The organism is Shinella sp. M31 (assembly GCF_049199205.1).
Classification (GTDB): Bacteria; Pseudomonadota; Alphaproteobacteria; order Rhizobiales; family Rhizobiaceae; genus Shinella.
In genome coordinates this window covers 23,842-41,310 of sequence record NZ_JBLZPH010000132.1, presented here as the reverse complement: position 1 = coordinate 41,310, position 17,469 = coordinate 23,842, and the positions used below count along the sequence as shown (strand labels likewise).

Annotated in this window: 15 protein-coding genes; 8 read left to right on the top strand and 7 right to left on the bottom strand. The window is 63.9% G+C overall.

Annotated elements, in window-relative coordinates:
* Positions 1–951, bottom strand: a 951-nt coding sequence (locus ACOZKU_RS21100) for a polyamine ABC transporter substrate-binding protein (protein WP_421580544.1), incomplete at its 3' end; no start/stop codon positions are given.
* A gap of 195 nt (positions 952–1,146) precedes the next feature.
* Between ACOZKU_RS21100 and ACOZKU_RS21095 the strand changes: the two genes are divergently transcribed.
* From ACOZKU_RS21095 to ACOZKU_RS21080, 4 genes are all read left to right on the top strand, one after another.
* Positions 1,147–2,088, top strand: a complete 942-nt coding sequence (locus ACOZKU_RS21095) for a GntR family transcriptional regulator (protein ID WP_421580543.1) — start codon at positions 1,147–1,149, stop codon at positions 2,086–2,088.
* 6 nt (positions 2,089–2,094) lie between these two features.
* Positions 2,095–3,393, top strand: a complete 1,299-nt coding sequence (locus ACOZKU_RS21090; RefSeq protein ID WP_421580542.1) for a glycosyltransferase — start codon at positions 2,095–2,097, stop codon at positions 3,391–3,393.
* A 354-nt stretch (positions 3,394–3,747) separates the two neighbouring features.
* Entirely contained in the window at positions 3,748–4,980 is a 1,233-nt protein-coding gene (locus tag ACOZKU_RS21085; protein ID WP_421580541.1) for an AGE family epimerase/isomerase, read from the top strand.
* 36 nt (positions 4,981–5,016) lie between these two features.
* On the top strand, positions 5,017–5,424 hold the full coding sequence (locus ACOZKU_RS21080; RefSeq protein WP_421580540.1) for a DUF3307 domain-containing protein: 408 nt from the start codon (positions 5,017–5,019) through the stop codon (positions 5,422–5,424).
* Here ACOZKU_RS21080 and ACOZKU_RS21075 read toward each other — a convergent pair.
* Complete coding sequence (locus ACOZKU_RS21075) at positions 5,421–6,293, bottom strand: hypothetical protein (RefSeq protein ID WP_421580539.1); 873 nt, start codon at positions 6,291–6,293, stop codon at positions 5,421–5,423. The genes ACOZKU_RS21080 and ACOZKU_RS21075 overlap by 4 nt on opposite strands.
* A 267-nt stretch (positions 6,294–6,560) precedes the next feature.
* Between ACOZKU_RS21075 and ACOZKU_RS21070 the strand changes: the two genes are divergently transcribed.
* From ACOZKU_RS21070 to ACOZKU_RS21055, 4 genes are all read left to right on the top strand, one after another.
* Positions 6,561–7,610: a helix-turn-helix domain-containing protein gene (locus ACOZKU_RS21070; RefSeq protein ID WP_421580538.1), complete on the top strand. Its 1,050-nt coding sequence runs from the start codon at positions 6,561–6,563 to the stop codon at positions 7,608–7,610.
* A gap of 79 nt (positions 7,611–7,689) precedes the next feature.
* Entirely contained in the window at positions 7,690–9,063 is a 1,374-nt protein-coding gene (locus tag ACOZKU_RS21065; protein WP_421580537.1) for a transaminase, read from the top strand.
* Complete coding sequence (locus ACOZKU_RS21060) at positions 9,060–10,448, top strand: glutamine synthetase family protein (RefSeq protein WP_421580536.1); 1,389 nt, start codon at positions 9,060–9,062, stop codon at positions 10,446–10,448. Before ACOZKU_RS21065 ends, ACOZKU_RS21060 begins: the two co-directional genes overlap by 4 nt.
* A 2-nt stretch (positions 10,449–10,450) precedes the next feature.
* On the top strand, positions 10,451–11,485 hold the full coding sequence (locus ACOZKU_RS21055) for a histone deacetylase family protein (RefSeq protein WP_421580535.1): 1,035 nt from the start codon (positions 10,451–10,453) through the stop codon (positions 11,483–11,485).
* 3 nt (positions 11,486–11,488) lie between these two features.
* Here ACOZKU_RS21055 and ACOZKU_RS21050 read toward each other — a convergent pair whose 3' ends face one another.
* From ACOZKU_RS21050 to ACOZKU_RS21030, 5 genes are all read right to left on the bottom strand, one after another.
* A complete protein-coding gene (locus ACOZKU_RS21050; protein ID WP_421580534.1) occupies positions 11,489–11,779 on the bottom strand; it encodes a type II toxin-antitoxin system RelE/ParE family toxin in 291 nt (96 codons plus the stop codon).
* 6 nt (positions 11,780–11,785) lie between these two features.
* A complete protein-coding gene (locus tag ACOZKU_RS21045; protein WP_421580533.1) occupies positions 11,786–12,022 on the bottom strand; it encodes a CopG family ribbon-helix-helix protein in 237 nt (78 codons plus the stop codon).
* 41 nt (positions 12,023–12,063) lie between these two features.
* Positions 12,064–13,212: an alpha-hydroxy acid oxidase gene (locus tag ACOZKU_RS21040; protein ID WP_421580532.1), complete on the bottom strand. Its 1,149-nt coding sequence runs from the start codon at positions 13,210–13,212 to the stop codon at positions 12,064–12,066.
* Positions 13,213–13,432: 220 nt separating this feature from the next.
* Complete coding sequence (gene fba / locus ACOZKU_RS21035) at positions 13,433–14,476, bottom strand: class II fructose-bisphosphate aldolase (RefSeq protein ID WP_421580531.1); 1,044 nt, start codon at positions 14,474–14,476, stop codon at positions 13,433–13,435.
* A 247-nt stretch (positions 14,477–14,723) separates the two neighbouring features.
* Positions 14,724–17,429, bottom strand: a complete 2,706-nt coding sequence (locus ACOZKU_RS21030; protein ID WP_421580530.1) for a DNA translocase FtsK — start codon at positions 17,427–17,429, stop codon at positions 14,724–14,726.
* Between the last annotated feature and the right edge of the window lie 40 nt (positions 17,430–17,469).

Below are 17,469 nucleotides of genomic sequence, written 5' to 3'. Positions count from 1 at the left end.
GGTCGGGTACTGCTCGATCAACGCCTTGTCGAGGCTCTCCATCGCGGCCTTGTTCGGCACTTTGTAGAGGATGTTCTGCGCGGCCCAGGCGTGGTTCTTGGCATCGAGGATGAAGTTGATGAACTTCATCGCCGCGTCCTGCTTCTCCGAGCTTTTCAGGACCACTATCGTGTCGATCCAGAGGTCGGAGCCTTCCTTCGGCACGACGAACTTGATGTCCTTGTTCTCGGTGATGCCGTAATTGCACCAGCCGTCCCAGGCATGCACCAGCGATGCCTCGCCGGAAACGAGCTTGGAATAGAAGGTCGTGTCGTCATAGGCGAGCAGGGTTTTCTTCGCCTCGATGAGCAGGTTTTTCACCTCCTCGAGCTTGGCCGGATCCTTCTCGTTGACCGAATAGCCCTTGGCGAGTTCGCCCGCCGCCATCAGCCAGCGGTCGGTCGCCAGCATGGTCGTCTTGCCCTTGATGGCATCGGCCGGCTGGAGCAGGTTCAGCCAGCTGTCCGGCGTATCCTTGACGAGATCGGAGCGATAGCAAAGCCCCGTCGTGCCCCAGGTATAGGGCACCGAGAAAGTGTTGCCGGGATCGTAGGCGAGCGTCGTCGCCTCCGGGTAGAGATTGGCAAGGTTCGGCACGGCGGCCTTGTCGATCGGTGCGGCGAGCCCCTGCCCGTTCAGGATTTCGGCGAAGGGCGAGGAAACGAAGACGACGTCATAGCCCTTGCCGCCGCTCGCCATCAGCTTGCCCATGACCTCCTCGTTGGTGGCATGGTTGACCACCTCGATTTCCAGCCCCGTCGCAGCCTTGAACTGCTCCGCGATATCGGGCGCCATGTAGCCGGCCCAGTTCGAGATGACGAGATCGGCGGCGGATGCCGTACCCGCCGCAAGGCATGCGGCAGCCAGCGCCGCGGCCGCGCAGGTCGCAGTCAGTCGGTTCTTCACGGTCACGGAAGACTCCCTTGTTTTACGTTGTTCCAACCTCTTCGACGGGCGCGCCGGTTCTCCGGTCTCATCCCCTGTCGGCAGGCAGTATTATTTAGAAAAAAAATACGTCAATAGGCCAAATGCATTTTTGTAGCCCGCGTATTTCCAGACTTGCGAAACCACGGCTCAAAGGGCAGCATGCACGGCAATGGAAGGCAGATGCGAACAATGACCCCCGAGCCGAAACGCCCCAATTTCCGCCATGTCGAATTGGCGCAAAAAATACTGGATGTCGCAGGCGAGCGCGGCATGGCACCAGGGGAGCGGCTGGCCGAGCAGGCGCTGGCTTCGCTCTGCAAGGTTTCAAGAACGCCGATCCGCAAGGCTTTGCAGATACTTGCCGAGCGCGACATGGTAACCTCGGATAGCGAGGGCGGTTATCTCCTGGCGGTCGATCCGGCCGCGACGGCGCGGCTCGAAGACATCGCGGACGGAGACAGCGACAGCGAGATCTATGCCGCGATCCTGCGCGACCTCGCCGCCGGACGCATTGCCGAAAACCAGACCATCGCCGCGCTTCAGCGGCGCTATGACGTCTCACGCCAGACGGTACAAAATGCTCTGATGAAACTGGCGGAGGAAAACCTCGCCGAACGCGGCGCGGGCCAGCAATGGCTGCTGAAGCACTTCGCGATCAGCGGCGATGCGGCGGCGAAAAGCTACGAGTTCCGTCTCGCGACCGAGCCGCTGGCGCTGACTTTGCCGGATTTCAAGCGCGACATGCCGGCAATGACGGCGGTGCGCCAGTCCATGCTGATCCTGCGCAGCATGAACGAGACCAATTTCGACCGCAAGCTCTTCGACCGGACGGACTACGATTTCCACCTGCTGATCGCCCGCTCCTGCGGCAATCCCTTCATGGCGGAAGCGCTCGCCAACCACCATCGCCGCCGCCGCGCCAGCCCGTCGGCCGGCCATGTCAATGCCTACAGGCTGATGCAGTCCAACCTCGAACATATCCAGATCCTCGAGCAGATCGAACGCGGCCAGATGGAGCTTGCCGCCGATCTGATGCGTGTGCATATACAGCTTTCCCAATCGCAGCGCCCCCGGCTCGCTGGCCGCGGCGTCCCCCCCGCCTTCAAGCTTGTCGTGCGTTAGTCCTCCATGGCGCCAGCAAAGACCATCGCCCTCTTCCCGGAAGCGAGCTACGGCGCCGCGCTCAACTGCGTCGGCATCGCCCAGGAATTGCGGCGTATGGGCCATCGCCCCGTCTTCCTCTGTCATCCCGGCTTTTCCGGCGTCTTCGCCGAATACGGCTTTGCCGAGTATCAGCTGACCGAAGCGGATGCCGCGCCGACGGACTGGACGGATTTCATCGAGCGCCATCAGGATGCCTTCCGTCAGACACCGCTCGACCAGCTCGAAAGTTATGTCGGCCCAACCTGGGAAGCGATCGTCGATACCGCGATGCGCGTGGAGGAGCCGCTGCGAAAGCTTCTCGCCCGGTTGAAGCCGGATGCGATCGTGCTCGACAACGTCGTGATGTTCCCGGCAATCGCCAATGCCGGCGTGCCCTGGATCCGTGTCGTCTCCTGCGCCGAGACGGAAATTCCCGACGAGACCATCCCGCCCTATCTCTCCGGCTGCGGCGACAACGAGCGCGCGGCCTGGGCCGTCTTTGCCGCTCGCTACGAGAAGACCGTCGCCCCCGCCCACCGGCGCTTTTCCGCCTTCCTCGCCGAATGTGGCCTCAAGGCGCCCACAGCTCCAACGTTCCTCGATCTGTCGCCCTGGCTAAACCTGCTGCTCGCGCCGGAAATCATCCGCCATGTGCGCCGCGCGCCGCTCGATCCACAAAACGTCGTTTTCCTCGATGGCTGCGTGCGTCACGAGGCGCCCTATACGCCGCCGCGTTTCGCCAGCCACAACGATGCCCCCCTCGTGCTGACGAGTTTCGGCTCGCTCGGCGCGATGGATGTGGCGATGACGAAGCGCATGATCGCCGCCTTCGCAAGGCTGCCCTATCGCTTCCTCGTCAATGCCGGGCACTGGCGCGAAGACTATCGCGACGTGCCCGACAATGTCTTCATCGACAGCTGGTTCCCGCAGCCCTCGGTGGTCGAGCAGGCGAGCCTGTTCATCCATCACGGCGGCAACAATTCCTTCTGCGAGGCGCTCTATTACGGCGTGCCGTCGCTCGTCATGCCCTATTGCTGGGACGGTCACGACAATGCCGCCCGCGCCGCCGAAACCGGAGTCGGCCGGCGGCTCGACCGCTACGACTGGAGCGATGCCGACCTCACGGCCGCCATCGAAGGCCTGCTCGGCGATCAGGCCATGCACAAGCGCCTCAAGGCAAATGCGGTGAAAATGCACAAGGCAGCGGGCGTTGCCCGCGCTGCGGAGGAAATCGTCAGGGTGCTGAGCGAGAGCCCGATCCGACAGAGAGACCGGAATGCGTGACCGGCTCTCCATCGGGAGGGCCTGCTGTCGCCCGTCAAGAGTGGCACGTTCGAGGTAGTCGCACCCGCCGCCGAAAGAGACCGTGCACCACGCCCCGGCCGGAAGCGTGCAAAAATGCTGCGCCGCATTTCCGAGATCGTCCTTGCGCGCAAGCCGGCGGGCGCTTTGTCCTTCGCGGGTTGCGACGCCATGCGTTCTGGGCCATAAAACGCTCCCCACCTGTCGAAGGCCAGCCGTCATCATGAGTGTTGCGGGCCGTGCGTGATCTCTCACGCCACGGCAAATCCCCCCGCGCTCCGGCTTGGCCCCGGCATGGGAAACGACAATGCGGACCGACAAAAAGGAGAACGCATCATGGGACACCTTGGCACGGCCTGGCGCAAGCGCGACTACCATCGTCAATGGCTCTGGCGGGAAGCGAACCGCCTGTTCGATTTCTTCCAGAACCGGGCCTTCAATCCGCTCGGCGGCTTCCACGAACTCGACGTCGAGGGACGACCGCTCAACGCCGGCAATCCGATCCGCGGCATCCATTCCACCGCACGCATGGTGCATTGCTTTGCCATCGGCAGCCTGCTCGGCCGGCCCGGCTCCGACGATATCGTCGATCACGGCATGAAGTACCTCTGGGAAAAGCACCGCGACCATGAGCGCGGCGGCTATCACTGGTCGCTCGACAATTCCGGCCTGCTCGATGCGAGCAAGCAGGGCTACGGCCACGCCTTCGTGCTTCTGGCCTCTTCCAGCGCCAAGCTCGCCGGCCATCCGGATGCCGACCGCATGATCGCCGACGTTACCGAGGTGCTGGAAAACCGCTTCTGGGAAGAGGAGCACGGCGCCATCGCCGAGGAATTCGAGGCCGACTGGTCGCCGGTCCCCGGCTATCGCGGCCAGAACTCCAACATGCATCTGACCGAAGCCCTGATGGCCGCCTTCGAGGCAACCGGCGAGAAAAGCTATCTCGACAAGGCGACAAGCATCGCCGATCTCGTCATCCGCCGCCGCGCGGGCGAAAACGGTTTCCGCGTGCCCGAGCATTTCGACGAGAACTGGGTGCTCGACAAGGATTATCGCGGCAACGAGATGTTCCGCCCGTCCGGCACCACGCCCGGCCACTGGCTAGAATGGGCCCGTCTCATCCTCCAACTCTACGCGCTGGGCGGCAAGAAGCACGACTGGATGCCGGAGGCCGCCAAGGCACTCTTCGCGCAGTCCATCGCGCTCGGCTGGGACAAGGAGAAGGGCGGCTTCTTCTATACGCTCGACTGGAACGACGAACCCGCAAAGCGCAACAAGCTGTGGTGGCCGATGGCCGAGGGCGTCGGTGCGGCGGCGTTCCTTGCCGAACATCTGCCGAGCGATTTCCACGAGACCTGGTATCGCAAGATCTGGGACGGCATTTCCCGCCATTTTCTGGATCAGGACCGCGGCGGCTGGCATGAAGAACTGACGGAAGATCTCGTGCCGAGCTACACCCTTTTCGCCGGCAAGGGCGACATCTATCATGCGCTCCAAGCCTGCCTGATCCCGCTCTATCCGGCAACGGGCAGTGTGACCAAGGGCATCATCGAAGCAGGTGGCCGCTAGGCCGCCTCTTCTGCCGCAAGGCTGGTCGGGAGAGACATGATCGACATACCGGAGCAGATCTCGACCGTCTGGATCGCCGCCGCCTCGGTGGCGTTCCTCATCAAGCATTTCCTGGCGGATTTTCTGATGCAGACCGACTGGATGGCGGCGGGCAAGGACCGGCCGAAGGGCTGGCTCCTGCCGCTGGCCGCCCATGCCGGCGTGCATGGCGCGATGACTGCGGCGCTTTTTCTCATCGTCGCGCCGCCGCTGGCCTGGCTCGGCCTCGCCGACATGCTGATCCATGGCGTCATCGATCGCCTCAAAAGCATTTCAACGCGCCGAAGCGCGCTGACGCCGCGCCAGACAGCCTTCTGGTGGCTGTTTGGCCTCGACCAGAGCCTGCATCATCTCACGCATATCGGCCTTGCGATCGTGCTCGCCGCGGCCGGCGCCGCCGCTTAATCCAACGCCTCGCGCAGCAGGAGATCGGTCAGCGCGAACTGGTCGGCAAACCAACGATCGGCCGCATGCCACATCAGCGGCGTCAGCTTGATATCATGGCCGCCACGCGCATCAGTCTCGACAAGCCCGCCATCGCGCGCCGCCTCGACGATCCGGCGCACATGGGTGCGCGAAACGCCCGTCTGCGTCGCCAGCCGCTGATAGCCGGTCGTCACGACAAAACCGTCATTTTCCTGCGCACCGCGCAGGATGAGCAGCATGATCATATAGCCGCAGTCATGCGCAAAAAACGGCGCGAGCGGCAGATGCCGGCGGATGAGGCGGCTGATATCGGGCAGATGCGCGAGCGTCGCGCGGCGCATCCCCTTGTGCAGCGCCGCATCCGGCGTTCCCTTGCGCCCTTCGGTGGGCGAAAGACCGAATGACGACAGCCCCTCCATGAGCAGGCCGAGCACCCTGGCATCACGCGCGAGAAGCGCGTTGCTCGGCACGAGCAGGCGGACGCGCCGGTCGGACGCATGGGGCTGCTGGGAAAGAAAACCATATTTGCGCAGGCACGAGACCTGCGCCTCGACGCGGTTGCGGCTGGCGATGCCGAGGTCCGTCACTTCCCGCTGAAGCCGGCCGAGCGTCAGCCAGGTAGCGGGCTGCGTGATGTCCTGTCTGGCATGGATCGCCAGCACTGCGAGGTAGCACAAAAACCGCCCCTCCTCGAGGATCAGCCGGTTGAAGAGATGATTTCCCTCATAAAGCGCCAGCTTGCCGGCAATCAGCCCGTCGCGGGCTTCGGCAAAGCCGGGCGCGCTCAGGAATCGATAGGCCGGCACGCGAAACGCGACCGAGCAATCCTCGAATGTGACCTGGTCCATGCCTGTTCCCCAATGCGAACCGGCGCGATGTTCCATTTCGGCGCGCCCGCAGGTCTGAAATAGACCCATTATTTTCCATGGGCTTCGAGTGGGCGCGACCTGTCAATCGTGGCAATTGTCAGACGACACGATATGAGACGTGGCGACAAAAGAATGATACGCAGTGCCAAACCATTTAAATCCCGTAGCCTTTTGCCTTTTCAGGAACCTTCGTCCGCTTTGCGGACTTGAGGGGTGTATACCCGCAGTCAACAATCGTGAGTCGCAATGAGTCCTGCCGACAAGCTGCCCTCCAACTCCGTTACCGCTAAGGCTGGCGCGGATGTACGTAGGGCAAGCCAGTTGTTTGCCGAAACCCTCGATCCGGTGTTTCGCACGACCTTGCTGACGCCCGAAAGGCTGGACGATTTCCATGCCGAACTTTCGACCTATTTTATGGGTCCGGCCCTGTTCTTCGCCGCCGACATGACCGGCACGACCTACACATTCTCGCGCGACATGCGCCGGATCGCCCGCACCGGGCTCGATCTGATTTTCGTGCAGGCGACACTCGACGGTAGCGACCTGCGCACCGTCAACGGCGAGACGATCCTGGTCGAAGCCGGCGACATCTCGCTTTTCGACCTGTCGCGGCCCATGCAGGCGGAGACGCGGCACTGCCGCAACCTGACACTCGTGCTGCCGCGCCACATGCTGTTCAGCAAGGACGTGCAGAACGACGCGCTGCACGGTCTCGTCCTGAAACGCTCGACCAGCACGGCACGCCTGATCGGCAGCCATCTCCGCGCGCTCTTCGACGATCTCTCCGACATCACCCAGGCCGAGGCACCGGCGATCGTCGCCGCGACGGCAGACCTCGTCACCAACCTGGTCGGGCAGCAGGTCAGCAACCGCAGCCAGCCCGCCCCCACCGTGCGGGGCGCCGTCATTATGGAGGTCCGCCGCTATATCGAGCAGAACATGGCCCGGCAGGATCTCGGTCCGGACCATCTCTGCAAGATGTTCGGCCTGTCGCGCGCCACGCTCTACCGGCTTTTCGAACCGGTTGGCGGCGTGACGGACTATATCCGCACACGCCGCCTGCGCGCGGCCTTCGACCTGTTGACGAATGACGGCAAGCGCACGGTGGGCGAGGTCGCCTATGCCTGCGGTTTTCCTGACATTTCCGCCTTCTCCCGCGCTTTCCGCCACCAGTTCGGCATGAGCCCGAGCGAGGTGCGCGAGACGGGCGATCGCGGTCCGCGCGCGCTGACCGCCACCGAACGGCAGACCGCCGCGTCGGTACATGACTGGCTGCGCATCGTCGGGTCCCTGTAAGCATCTTGCCGTTTGACAGCTGGCATCACATCAAACAATATGTGATCACATTTCTTGAGTGAACCAGCTGGAGATCGGGATGGAGAGGGCGAACCTGGAGGCGCGTGCCCACGCGCTTGTCGAGGCGGAAGCGGAAGTTTTTCGCGCGAAGCGGCCGCGTTGCGCGGCGGCGCATGACGAGGCGACATCCGGCTTCTTCGACGGGGTACCGCAGCACTGGATGCTCGACTGGCCGACCCCCTTCCCGCTCGTCGTGGATCAGGCCAGCGGCGTGGAACTCGTTGATCTCGACGGCAACCGCATCGTCGATGTCTGCCTTGGCGATACCGGCGCCATGTTCGGCCACGGGCCGGCACCCGTGCTCGAAGCGCTGAAGAACGCCGGCACGCGCGGCCTGACCACCATGCTGCCCTCCTCGGATGCGCAGATCGTGGGCCGCCTGTTGGTCGAGCGCTTCGGCCTGCCGCGCTGGCAGTTGGGGGCAACCGCCAGCGATGCCAACCGTTTCGCCATTCGCGTCGCCCGCGCCGTCACCGGCCGCGCCAAGCTCCTGGTCTTCGACGGCTGCTACCATGGCGCCGTGGATGATACGCTGGTCGACCTCGTCGACGGCAAGACCATTTCGCGCCGCAACCTGCTCGGCCAGGTGCGCGACCTCGGAGAGCTCACCGTCTCCATTCCCTTCAACGACGAAGCCGCGCTGGAAAAGGCGCTTGCCGCACACGACATTGCCTGCGTGCTCGCCGAACCGGTCATGACCAATTGCGGCATGATCCCGCCCGCCCCCGGCTTCCACGACGCGCTGCGCCGCCTGACCCGCGCCGCCGGCACGCTGCTTTTGATCGATGAGACGCATACGATCTCCACCGGCCTTGGCGGCTATTCGATGGTGCATGGGCTGGAGCCCGACCTCGTCGTCATGGGCAAGCCGATCGGCGGCGGGGTGCCCGTCAGCGTCTGGGGCATGACCCAGGCGATTTCCGACAAGCTGCATGTCATCCGCCGTGAGCAAAGCGGCCATGGCCATTCCGGCATCGGCACGACGCTGTCCGGCAGCGCGCTGCAGCTCGCCTGCCTGCGCGCCTGCCTCGAACATGTCATGACCGAGGACGCCTATCGCAAGATGCAGGCCAATGCCGATCGCATTGAAGCGGGTTTCAAGGCCGCGATTGCTGCCGCCGGTCTCGACTGGACCGTTTCGCGCGTCGGCGCGCGGTTGGAGGTCGTCTTCTCGCCCGTTCCGGTCACCAACGCTGCAGAGGCCCGCGCCGCCGCCTCCGATGTCATCGAGGCCGCGCTGCACCTCTCCATGCTGAACCTCGGCTATCTCCTGACGCCGTTCCACAACATGGTGCTGGTCAGCCCCGCCCTTTCGGAAGACCAGGCGGACGGGCTCGTCAATGCCTTCGCGACCGTCATCGGCCGCCTCGCGGAACGGAGGGCCGCCGCGTGAGCCGTGACCTCGCCACCCGCCCGCCGCAGGCCGCCGACATTGCCGAAGCCGAGGCCTTCCTTGCCGCACATCCGGAGATCACATCCTTCGATCTCGTGCTGATCGACCTCAACGGCATCGCCCGCGGAAAGATCATCCGCCGGCATGAGCTTCTGCCGATCTTCCGCTCCGGCCGGCATCTGCCCGGCTCCATTCTCGGTCTCGACGTAACCGGCGAGGATGTCGAGGAAACCGGCCTCGTCTGGGCGGATGGCGATGCCGACCGCCGCGCTTGGCCGATACCGGGTTCGCTGGTTCCCCTGCCCTGGACCTCGCCGCCGCGCGGCGAAGTCCGCCTCGCGCTTTTCGAACTCGACGGCACGCCGATGGCGGCCGATCCGCGCCATGCGCTGGCGCGTCAGGTGCAGCTGCTGGAAACCGATGGTTTCCACCCGGTTCTTGCCTATGAGCTGGAATTCTACCTGCTCGACCGCGAACGCACCGCCGATGGAAATTTCCAGCCGCTGCGCCTGCCGCTCTCGGGCGAAAGGCCTGACGGCATCCAGGTCTATGGTGTCACCGAACTCGACCGGCTGGAACCCTTCATCGACGCCGTCTATCGCGGCGCGGAGGCACAGGGCCTGCCTGTCGAGACGATGATTTCGGAATATGCCCAGGGCCAGTTCGAGCTGACCCTGCGCCATGGCAGTGCGTTGCGAGCTGCGGATGACATCGCCATGCTGAAGCGCCTCATGCGGGCGCTCGCCGTGCGCCATGGCATGATGGCCTGTTTCATGGCCAAGCCCTTCGCCGGCCGCGCCGGTTCCGGCATGCATGTCCATGCGAGCCTTGCCGATGGTACAGGCAACAACCTCTTCGCGGACCAGGGCGAAGCGCTGTCGCCGCTCCTGAAACAGGCCATCGCGGGCCTGCTCGAAACCATGCACGAGTCCATGCTGGTCTTCGCACCGCATTTCAATTCCTGGCGCCGCTTCTCTGCGCAGAGCTACGCGCCGACCACGCCGACCTGGGGCACCAACAACCGCAGCGTCGCCGTACGTGTCCCCGCCGGCTCGCCTGGTGGCCGGCATCTCGAACAGCGCGCCGCCGGCATCGATTCCAACCCCTATCTCGTCGGCGCAACCGTGCTGGCCGGCATGCGCAAGGGCCTCCTCGCCAAGGCCGATCCCGGCCCGGAGACCACGGCCTATGCCGAGGCCTCGGGCGACGACCTGCCGCCCGACTGGCGCGGCGCCATCGAGACGGCAACCCGCTCCGCCTTCCTCAAGGAAGCGCTCGGCGAGAAGCTGCATCACGTCTTCCTCGCCCTCAAGCGCGCGGAATACCGCCGCTTCGCCAGCGAGGTGACCGCGTTGGAACGCACGCTCTACGGTGAGATCGTCTGACCATGAAAACCTTCTATACCGCCGATCACCACCTGCATCACAGCGGCATGGAGCTTTCCTTCGGCCGCATCGTCGAAACCTTCGAAAAGCCGGTGCGCGCCGAAATCGTGCTGAAGCGCGTAAAGGACGTCGGTCTCGGTCCGGTGATCGAGCCGGCTTCCTACGATCGCGCCGCGATCGAGCGCATCCACACGCCTGACTACCTGGATTTCCTGGAAAGCGTCTTCGCCGAATGGCGCGCGACCGGGCGTGACGGCGAGGTCTGGCCCTATAGCTGGCGCCACCGCTCGATGCCGATGATAGACGCCCCACCCTCCGGGCTCGACGCACGCCTCTCCTACTATTCCTTTGACATGGCCGGTTCGATCACGCAGACAACGTGGCAGGCCGCCAAACGCGCCGCCGACACGGCGCTTGCCGGCGCGGACGCCGTGCTTTCGGGCGAGCGCGCCGCCTTCTCGCTCTGCCGCCCGCCAGGCCATCACGCGGGCCGCGATTTCTTTGGCGGCTATTGCTACCTCAACAATGCCGCCATCGCCGCCCAGCGCTTCCTCGACAACGGTCACGCCCGCGTCGCGATCTTCGACGTCGATTACCACCACGGCAACGGCACGCAGGAAATTTTCTACGACCGCGACGACGTGCTCTTGGCCAGCCTGCACGGCGACCCGGATTTCGAGTTCCCCTTCCATCTCGGCTATGCCCGCGAACACGGTGCCGGCAAGGGCGCAGGCTATAACCTCAACTACCCGCTACCCTCAGGTACGCCCTGGAGCGAATGGCAGGCCGCCTTCGAGGACGCCCACGAAAAGATCCGCGCCTACGCGCCAACCGCACTCGTCATCTCGCTGGGCGTCGACACGTTCAAGGACGACCCGATCTCCCAGTTCAAGCTGGAGAGCGAGCACTTCCTGGCGATCGGCCGCCGCATCGCCGATTTCGGCCTGCCGACGCTCTTCGTGATGGAAGGCGGCTATGCCGTCGAGGCGCTGGGCGTCAATGCGGTGAATGTGCTGCAGGGGTTTGAGGGCGCCTGACAATCAGAACGTATCAGGCCACTCGCGCGCACCATGCTGCACGAAGAGCACTTCGACACGCGTATCGATGACACGATACGCTACGATATAGGGCGTACCAGGCACCACAAGTTCCCGGGTTCCCTCGATCTCCCCGATGCGGCCAATAAAGGGATTGCCTGATAGCAGCCGTTCCGTGCGCCCATGGATATTCGCAACGACTTTGCCGGCGGCAGCGGAATTGCGTTCAGCAATATAGTCGCCGATTGCCTGCAATTCGCGGAGATAACGGCGGGTCCAGACGACGGGCGTCATCGGCAATCAGCGCGATGCGTATCTGTTGAGGACGGCGGCAATCTCTTCCTCAGCAGCGAAATCGCCCCGGTCCGCATCCGCAAGCCCGGCCTCGACGCCCTCGATCCACTTTTCCTGCCAGGCGAGCGACCGGCCATGCGCGAGTGCATCTTCAATGATCTGGCCGCGCGTCAAGGACGACCGCGCGGCAAGCGCATCGATGCGACGGTCGAGGTCATCGGATATGTCGTTTCGCTTGTCCATGCCGCATTCTGGCATGAAGCGCCCGGCATCGCCAGCCCGTCTCAAACGTCCTTCAGCAGGTTGTTACGCGACAGGTTCTTTACGTCGCGCTCGCCGCAGAGCGCCAGGGTGATGTCGAGTTCCTTGCGGATGATTTCGAGCGTGCGGCGCACGCCGGCCTTGCCGCCGGCGCCGAGGCCATAGAGGAAGGGGCGGCCGATATAGGTGCCCTTAGCACCGTAGCACAGCGCCTTCAGCACGTCCTGGCCGGAGCGGATACCGCCATCGAGATGCACTTCCATCCGGTCGCCGACGGCATCGACGATGCGCGGCAGCATGCTGATCGAGGAGGCGGCACCGTCGAGTTGACGGCCGCCGTGGTTGGAGACGATGATCGCGTCCGCGCCGCTGTCGAGCGACATGCGCGCGTCCTCCTCGTCAAGGATACCCTTGAGAATGAGCTTGCCGCCCCAGCGCTCACGGATCCACGCAATATCCTTCCAGGACAGCTGTGGGTCGAACTGTTCCGAGGTCCAGGAGGAGAGCGAGGAAAGGTCGCCGACCCCTTTGGCGTGACCGACGATATTGCCGAACGTGCGGCGCTTGGTGCCGAGCATGTCGAGGCACCAGAAAGGCCGCGTCGCCATTTGCCAGAGATGTTTCGGCGTGAAGCGCGGCGGGGCGGACAGGCCGTTGCGCAGGTCCTTGTGGCGCTGGCCGAGAATCTGCAGGTCGAGCGTCAAAACCAGCGCGGAGCAGCCGGCGGCCTTGGCGCGGTCGATGAGGTTGAGAACGAAATCCCGGTCCTGCATCACATAGAGCTGGAACCAGAAGGGTTTCGACGTGACGGAGCGCACATCCTCTATCGAGCAGATGCTCATCGTCGAGAGCGTGAAGGGCACGCCGAATTCCTCGGCCGCCTGGGCGGCCAGCATTTCGCCATCGGCATGCTGCATGCCGGTGAAGCCGGTCGGCGCAATGGCGACCGGCATCGAAACCTTCTCGCCGATCATCTCGCTGGCCAGCGACCGGTTGGTCATGTCGACGAGCACACGCTGGCGCAGCTTGATCTTGTGGAAGTCCTCTTCATTGGCGCGGTAGGTGCCTTCGGTCCAGGCGCCCGAATCCGCATATTCGAAGAACATTTTTGGCACGCGACGACGTGCCTGCTCTTTAAGGTCGCCGATCGTCAGGGCCTGCTCTACGCTCATTTCATCCTCACAAGTCGGGCCGCGGCCACGACATTCCGTCCATCGGGGATGTGAAATCTTTAAGAGCAGGATGATGAGGCGGCAAGGGTGCGCACGCACAATCCGTGATGAATGATCTATTTATCAATAAAAATATTCGCCGCTATACGTGAACGACGCTCTAAAACGGAAACGCCCTCCCGGCAGGAACGGAAGGGCGTGGAACAATCTGCAATCACCTTCACTTCGTGGCGTAGAACTTCGCCATGTCGGGCAGGCGCTTGGTGCGGATACTGGAGGCCTTACCGGCGGTGCGGAAGGCTTCGAAACGCTCGCGGCAAACGTCCTGCATGCGGGCGGTGGCCGGCTTCAGATAGGTGCGCGGGTCGAAATTGTCGGGCTTTTCCTTAAAGTTCTTGCGGATGGTGCCGGTCATGGCGAGACGCAGGTCGGTATCGATATTGACCTTGCGCACGCCGAGCGGGATCGCCTTCTGGATTTCGGCGACCGGAACGCCCCAGGTCTGCTTCATCTCGCCGCCATAGGCGGTGAAGAGGTCCTGCAGATCCTGCGGAACCGACGACGAACCGTGCATGACGAGATGCGTGTTCGGCAGCTTCTTGTTGATCTTGGCGATCGTCTCGATCGACAGGATGTCGCCATCCGGCGCGCGGGTGAACTTATAGGCGCCATGGCTCGTGCCGATGGCGACGGCAAGCGCGTCGACGCCGGTCTTGGAGACGAAGTCGAGCGCCTGGTCCGGGTCGGTCAGCAATTCATCGCGCGTCAGCTTGCCTTCGAAGCCGTGGCCGTCTTCCTTTTCGCCGGCGCCCGTTTCCAGGTTGCCGAGACAGCCAAGCTCGCCTTCGACCGAAACGCCGGCCGCATGGGCGATCTTCACGACTTCCGCCGTGACGTCGACATTGTATTCGTAGCTGGCGATCGACTTGCCGTCAGCGAGCAGCGAACCGTCCATCATGACGGAGGTGAAGCCGTTGGTGATGGCCGAAATGCAGGTCGAAGGCTGGTCGCCGTGGTCGAGATGCAGGCAGACCGGAATGTGCGGATATTCTTCGGCCGCACCCAGAATGAGGTGACGCAGGAACGCATCGCCCGCATAGGAGCGCGCACCGCGGCTGGCCTGCAGGATCACCGGGGAGTCCGTCGCATCCGCAGCGCGCATGACCGCCTGGACATATTCCAGGTTGTTTACGTTGAAGGCCGGCAGTGCGTAATCGTTTTCCGCTGCGTGGTCGAGCAATTGCCGCATGGTGATCAATGCCATTCCTGTCCTCCTTTAGGATGCTGATTTCACGGGTTGGCGGCACTATTCACAGAACAGTCCGCCATATGCAACAGCCCTCAAAGACCACAGTGTAAGGCAAATCGATTAAATGGCATAAGCGAAATAAATTTCCCGTGTACAGGGTAAAAATCCGACCCGCTCGCGCGGGCCGGATCCGGAAAATCCATCCATTTCAAATAAGTAGGACAATTGCCCGGCGACCGGGCAATCGCTGTCGGAGAAAATCTCAGTCGTCCTCGGCCGGTTCCGGCGCCTGGCAGCTGCCGCGCTCGCCCGAGATGATCTCGCGTTTGCCGACATGGTTTGCAGGGCCGACGAGGCCTTCCTTCTCCATGCGCTCGACCAGAGACGCGGCGCGGTTGTAGCCGACGGCGAGGCGGCGCTGGATGTAGGAGGTCGAGCACTTGCGGTCGCGCAGCACGACCTTGACCGCCTTCTCGTAGAGATCGTCGCCGTCTTCGGCCGCGATATCGCCCTTGTCGAAGACGGCACCGCCGGCAGCCGGCTTTTCCTCTTCCTCTTCCTCCTCGTCGGCCGTCACCGTCTCCAGATATTCCGGACGACCCTGGGCCTTGAGATGCAGCACGACCTTCTCGACTTCCTCGTCGGAGACGAAAGGCCCATGGACGCGCGAGATACGCCCGCCGCCTGCCATGTGCAGCATGTCGCCCTGGCCAAGCAGCTGTTCAGCACCCTGTTCGCCCAGGATGGTGCGGCTGTCGATCTTCGAGGTGACCTGGAAAGAGATGCGCGTCGGGAAGTTCGCCTTGATCGTGCCGGTGATGACATCGACCGAGGGACGCTGCGTCGCCATGATCAGGTGAATACCGGCCGCACGCGCCATCTGGGCGAGACGCTGGATCGCGCCTTCGATCTCCTTGCCGGCCACCATCATCAGGTCGGCCATCTCGTCGACGATGACGACGATATAGGGCATCGGATCGAGCGAGAGTTCCTGCTCCTCGTTGATCGCCTCGCCGGTTCCCTTGTCGAAACCGGTCTGCACGCTGATCGAGATCGTCTCGCCCTTGTCGCGGGCGGCCGCGACGCGGCTGTTGTAGCCGTCGATATTGCGCACGCCGAGGCGCGACATCTTGCGATAGCGGTCCTCCATCTCGCGCACCGCCCATTTCAGCGCCATGACGGCCTTCTTGGGATCGGTGACGACGGGGGTGAGCAGGTGCGGGATGCCGTCATAGATCGACAGTTCCAGCATCTTGGGATCGACCATGATCAGGCGGCACTCTTCCGGGCGGAAGCGATAGAGCAGCGACAGGATCATGGTGTTGATGGCAACCGACTTGCCCGAGCCGGTGGTGCCGGCGACGAGCAGGTGCGGCATCTTCGCGAGTTCCGCGATGACGGGTTCGCCACCGATGGTCTTGCCTAGGCACAGCGGCAGCTTGAAGCCGGTGCGGGCAAAATCCTGGCTTTCGATCATCTCGCGGAAATAGACCGTCTCGCGCGTCTGGTTCGGCAGTTCGATGCCGATGACATTGCGGCCGGGCACGACCGCGACACGGGCCGAAAGCGCCGACATGGACCGGGCGATATCGTCGGCAAGGCCGATGACGCGCGAGGACTTTACGCCGGGAGCCGGCTCGAATTCATAGAGCGTGACGACCGGACCGGGGCGGACATGGATGATCTCGCCGCGAACGCCGAAATCCTCCAGAACGCTTTCGAGAAGGCCGGCATTCTGCTCCAGCTGTTCCTGCGTCAGCACGAAGCCGACGGTGCGCGGCGGCTCCTGCAACAGGTCGCGCGGCGGATATTCGTAGGTATCGCCGGCCGGCGTCGCCATGGTGACCTGGAACGGTTTGGCGCGCGAGAGCACCGAGGACGGCATTTCGCGCGCGGGCTCGGCGGACGGAACCGGCGACACGGCGGCGGCCGGCGCCGGCTTGAACTCGAAAACCGGCAGGACGACCTCAGCGACCGGCTCGACGACGGGCGCCGGGACGACTGCGACCGGCTCGACCTTCACCTCGGGCACGATAACGGCGGGTTCGGCGACGATGGTGCGGGCCGTTGCCGGACGGCATTCGACGACGCGGAAGAGCGACGCGATGGAGGACGGCTCAGCGCGTATCTCGGCGACGGGCAACGGCGCGGGCGGGACGACGACCGGCGCCGGTGTCGGCAACGGCATGCGCACGACGGTGGCGGCCACGGCAGGCTTTACCCGGACCTCGGCTGCATCCTCGTCGGGGACGAACGTTTCCCAGAAGGCATGATCCGAGAGATTGGCAAAACGGGCAATGGCAGCGCGGACATCCGCCTTTACGGCGGGTTTTGCAGCGGCCGCGACGGGTGCGGCCATGCGCGGGACGATCGGTGCGCTCGGCTTGAACACCACGGTGGCATCGGCGGGCGTGCCGCTCGTGCCGGTATCGACTACGGCCTGAACGAGCGGCGGGGCGGGTTCGGCCGGTGCGGGGGCAGCGGCAGCGGCCTCCGCCTGCTGCTCCTCGGAGCGGCGGCGGCGATCATCGAGGGCCGCGCGCAGGCGCTGGAGCAGTTCAGCCTGGCTGAGCTGCGGCGTCAGGATGGGCTGGGCGGCCTCGACAGGCTTCTCGACCGTTTCAGCGGCCGGCTGGGCCTGCTGCGCCTCTTCGGCGGCGGCCTCCTCGATCTTCGCGGCAACCTTGTCGGGCGTGCGGGTGAAACGCACGTTAGGGGCCATGTAGAAATGGCTCTCCCAGCTGCCGTCAGAAAACTGGCCTGGATCATAGCTGCGCAGCGCCGGCGAGCGGAACCGCGGATGATAGGCCTCGTCGTTCGCCACCGGCTCATCCGCAGCGTGCCAATCCTCGATTTCCGGCACCATTTCCGGCAAAGCATTGTTTTCATAGGAAGAGTACGCCGATTGCTCGTCGTTCTGCTCTTCGGTTTCGAGGACGGGGTAGAAGTTTGTTCTGGAAATACGCATGAACCTGCACACTCGACGATCATTGCCGATAGGGATGCGT

Excerpts from the sequence above, each read along its gene's own strand:
- ACOZKU_RS21095 (WP_421580543.1), top strand. The coding sequence starts at position 1,147 with ATGCGAACAATGACCCCCGAGCCGAAACGCCCCAATTTCCGCCATGTC.
- ACOZKU_RS21090 (WP_421580542.1), top strand. The coding sequence starts at position 2,095 with ATGGCGCCAGCAAAGACCATCGCCCTCTTCCCGGAAGCGAGCTACGGC.
- ACOZKU_RS21085 (WP_421580541.1), top strand. The coding sequence starts at position 3,748 with ATGGGACACCTTGGCACGGCCTGGCGCAAGCGCGACTACCATCGTCAA.
- ACOZKU_RS21080 (WP_421580540.1), top strand. The coding sequence starts at position 5,017 with ATGATCGACATACCGGAGCAGATCTCGACCGTCTGGATCGCCGCCGCC.
- ACOZKU_RS21075 (WP_421580539.1), bottom strand. The coding sequence starts at position 6,293 with ATGGACCAGGTCACATTCGAGGATTGCTCGGTCGCGTTTCGCGTGCCG.
- ACOZKU_RS21070 (WP_421580538.1), top strand. The coding sequence starts at position 6,561 with ATGAGTCCTGCCGACAAGCTGCCCTCCAACTCCGTTACCGCTAAGGCT.
- ACOZKU_RS21065 (WP_421580537.1), top strand. The coding sequence starts at position 7,690 with ATGGAGAGGGCGAACCTGGAGGCGCGTGCCCACGCGCTTGTCGAGGCG.
- ACOZKU_RS21055 (WP_421580535.1), top strand. The coding sequence starts at position 10,451 with ATGAAAACCTTCTATACCGCCGATCACCACCTGCATCACAGCGGCATG.
- ACOZKU_RS21050 (WP_421580534.1), bottom strand. The coding sequence starts at position 11,779 with ATGACGCCCGTCGTCTGGACCCGCCGTTATCTCCGCGAATTGCAGGCA.
- ACOZKU_RS21045 (WP_421580533.1), bottom strand. The coding sequence starts at position 12,022 with ATGGACAAGCGAAACGACATATCCGATGACCTCGACCGTCGCATCGAT.
- ACOZKU_RS21040 (WP_421580532.1), bottom strand. The coding sequence starts at position 13,212 with ATGAGCGTAGAGCAGGCCCTGACGATCGGCGACCTTAAAGAGCAGGCA.
- fba (WP_421580531.1), bottom strand. The coding sequence starts at position 14,476 with ATGGCATTGATCACCATGCGGCAATTGCTCGACCACGCAGCGGAAAAC.
- ACOZKU_RS21030 (WP_421580530.1), bottom strand. The coding sequence starts at position 17,429 with ATGCGTATTTCCAGAACAAACTTCTACCCCGTCCTCGAAACCGAAGAG.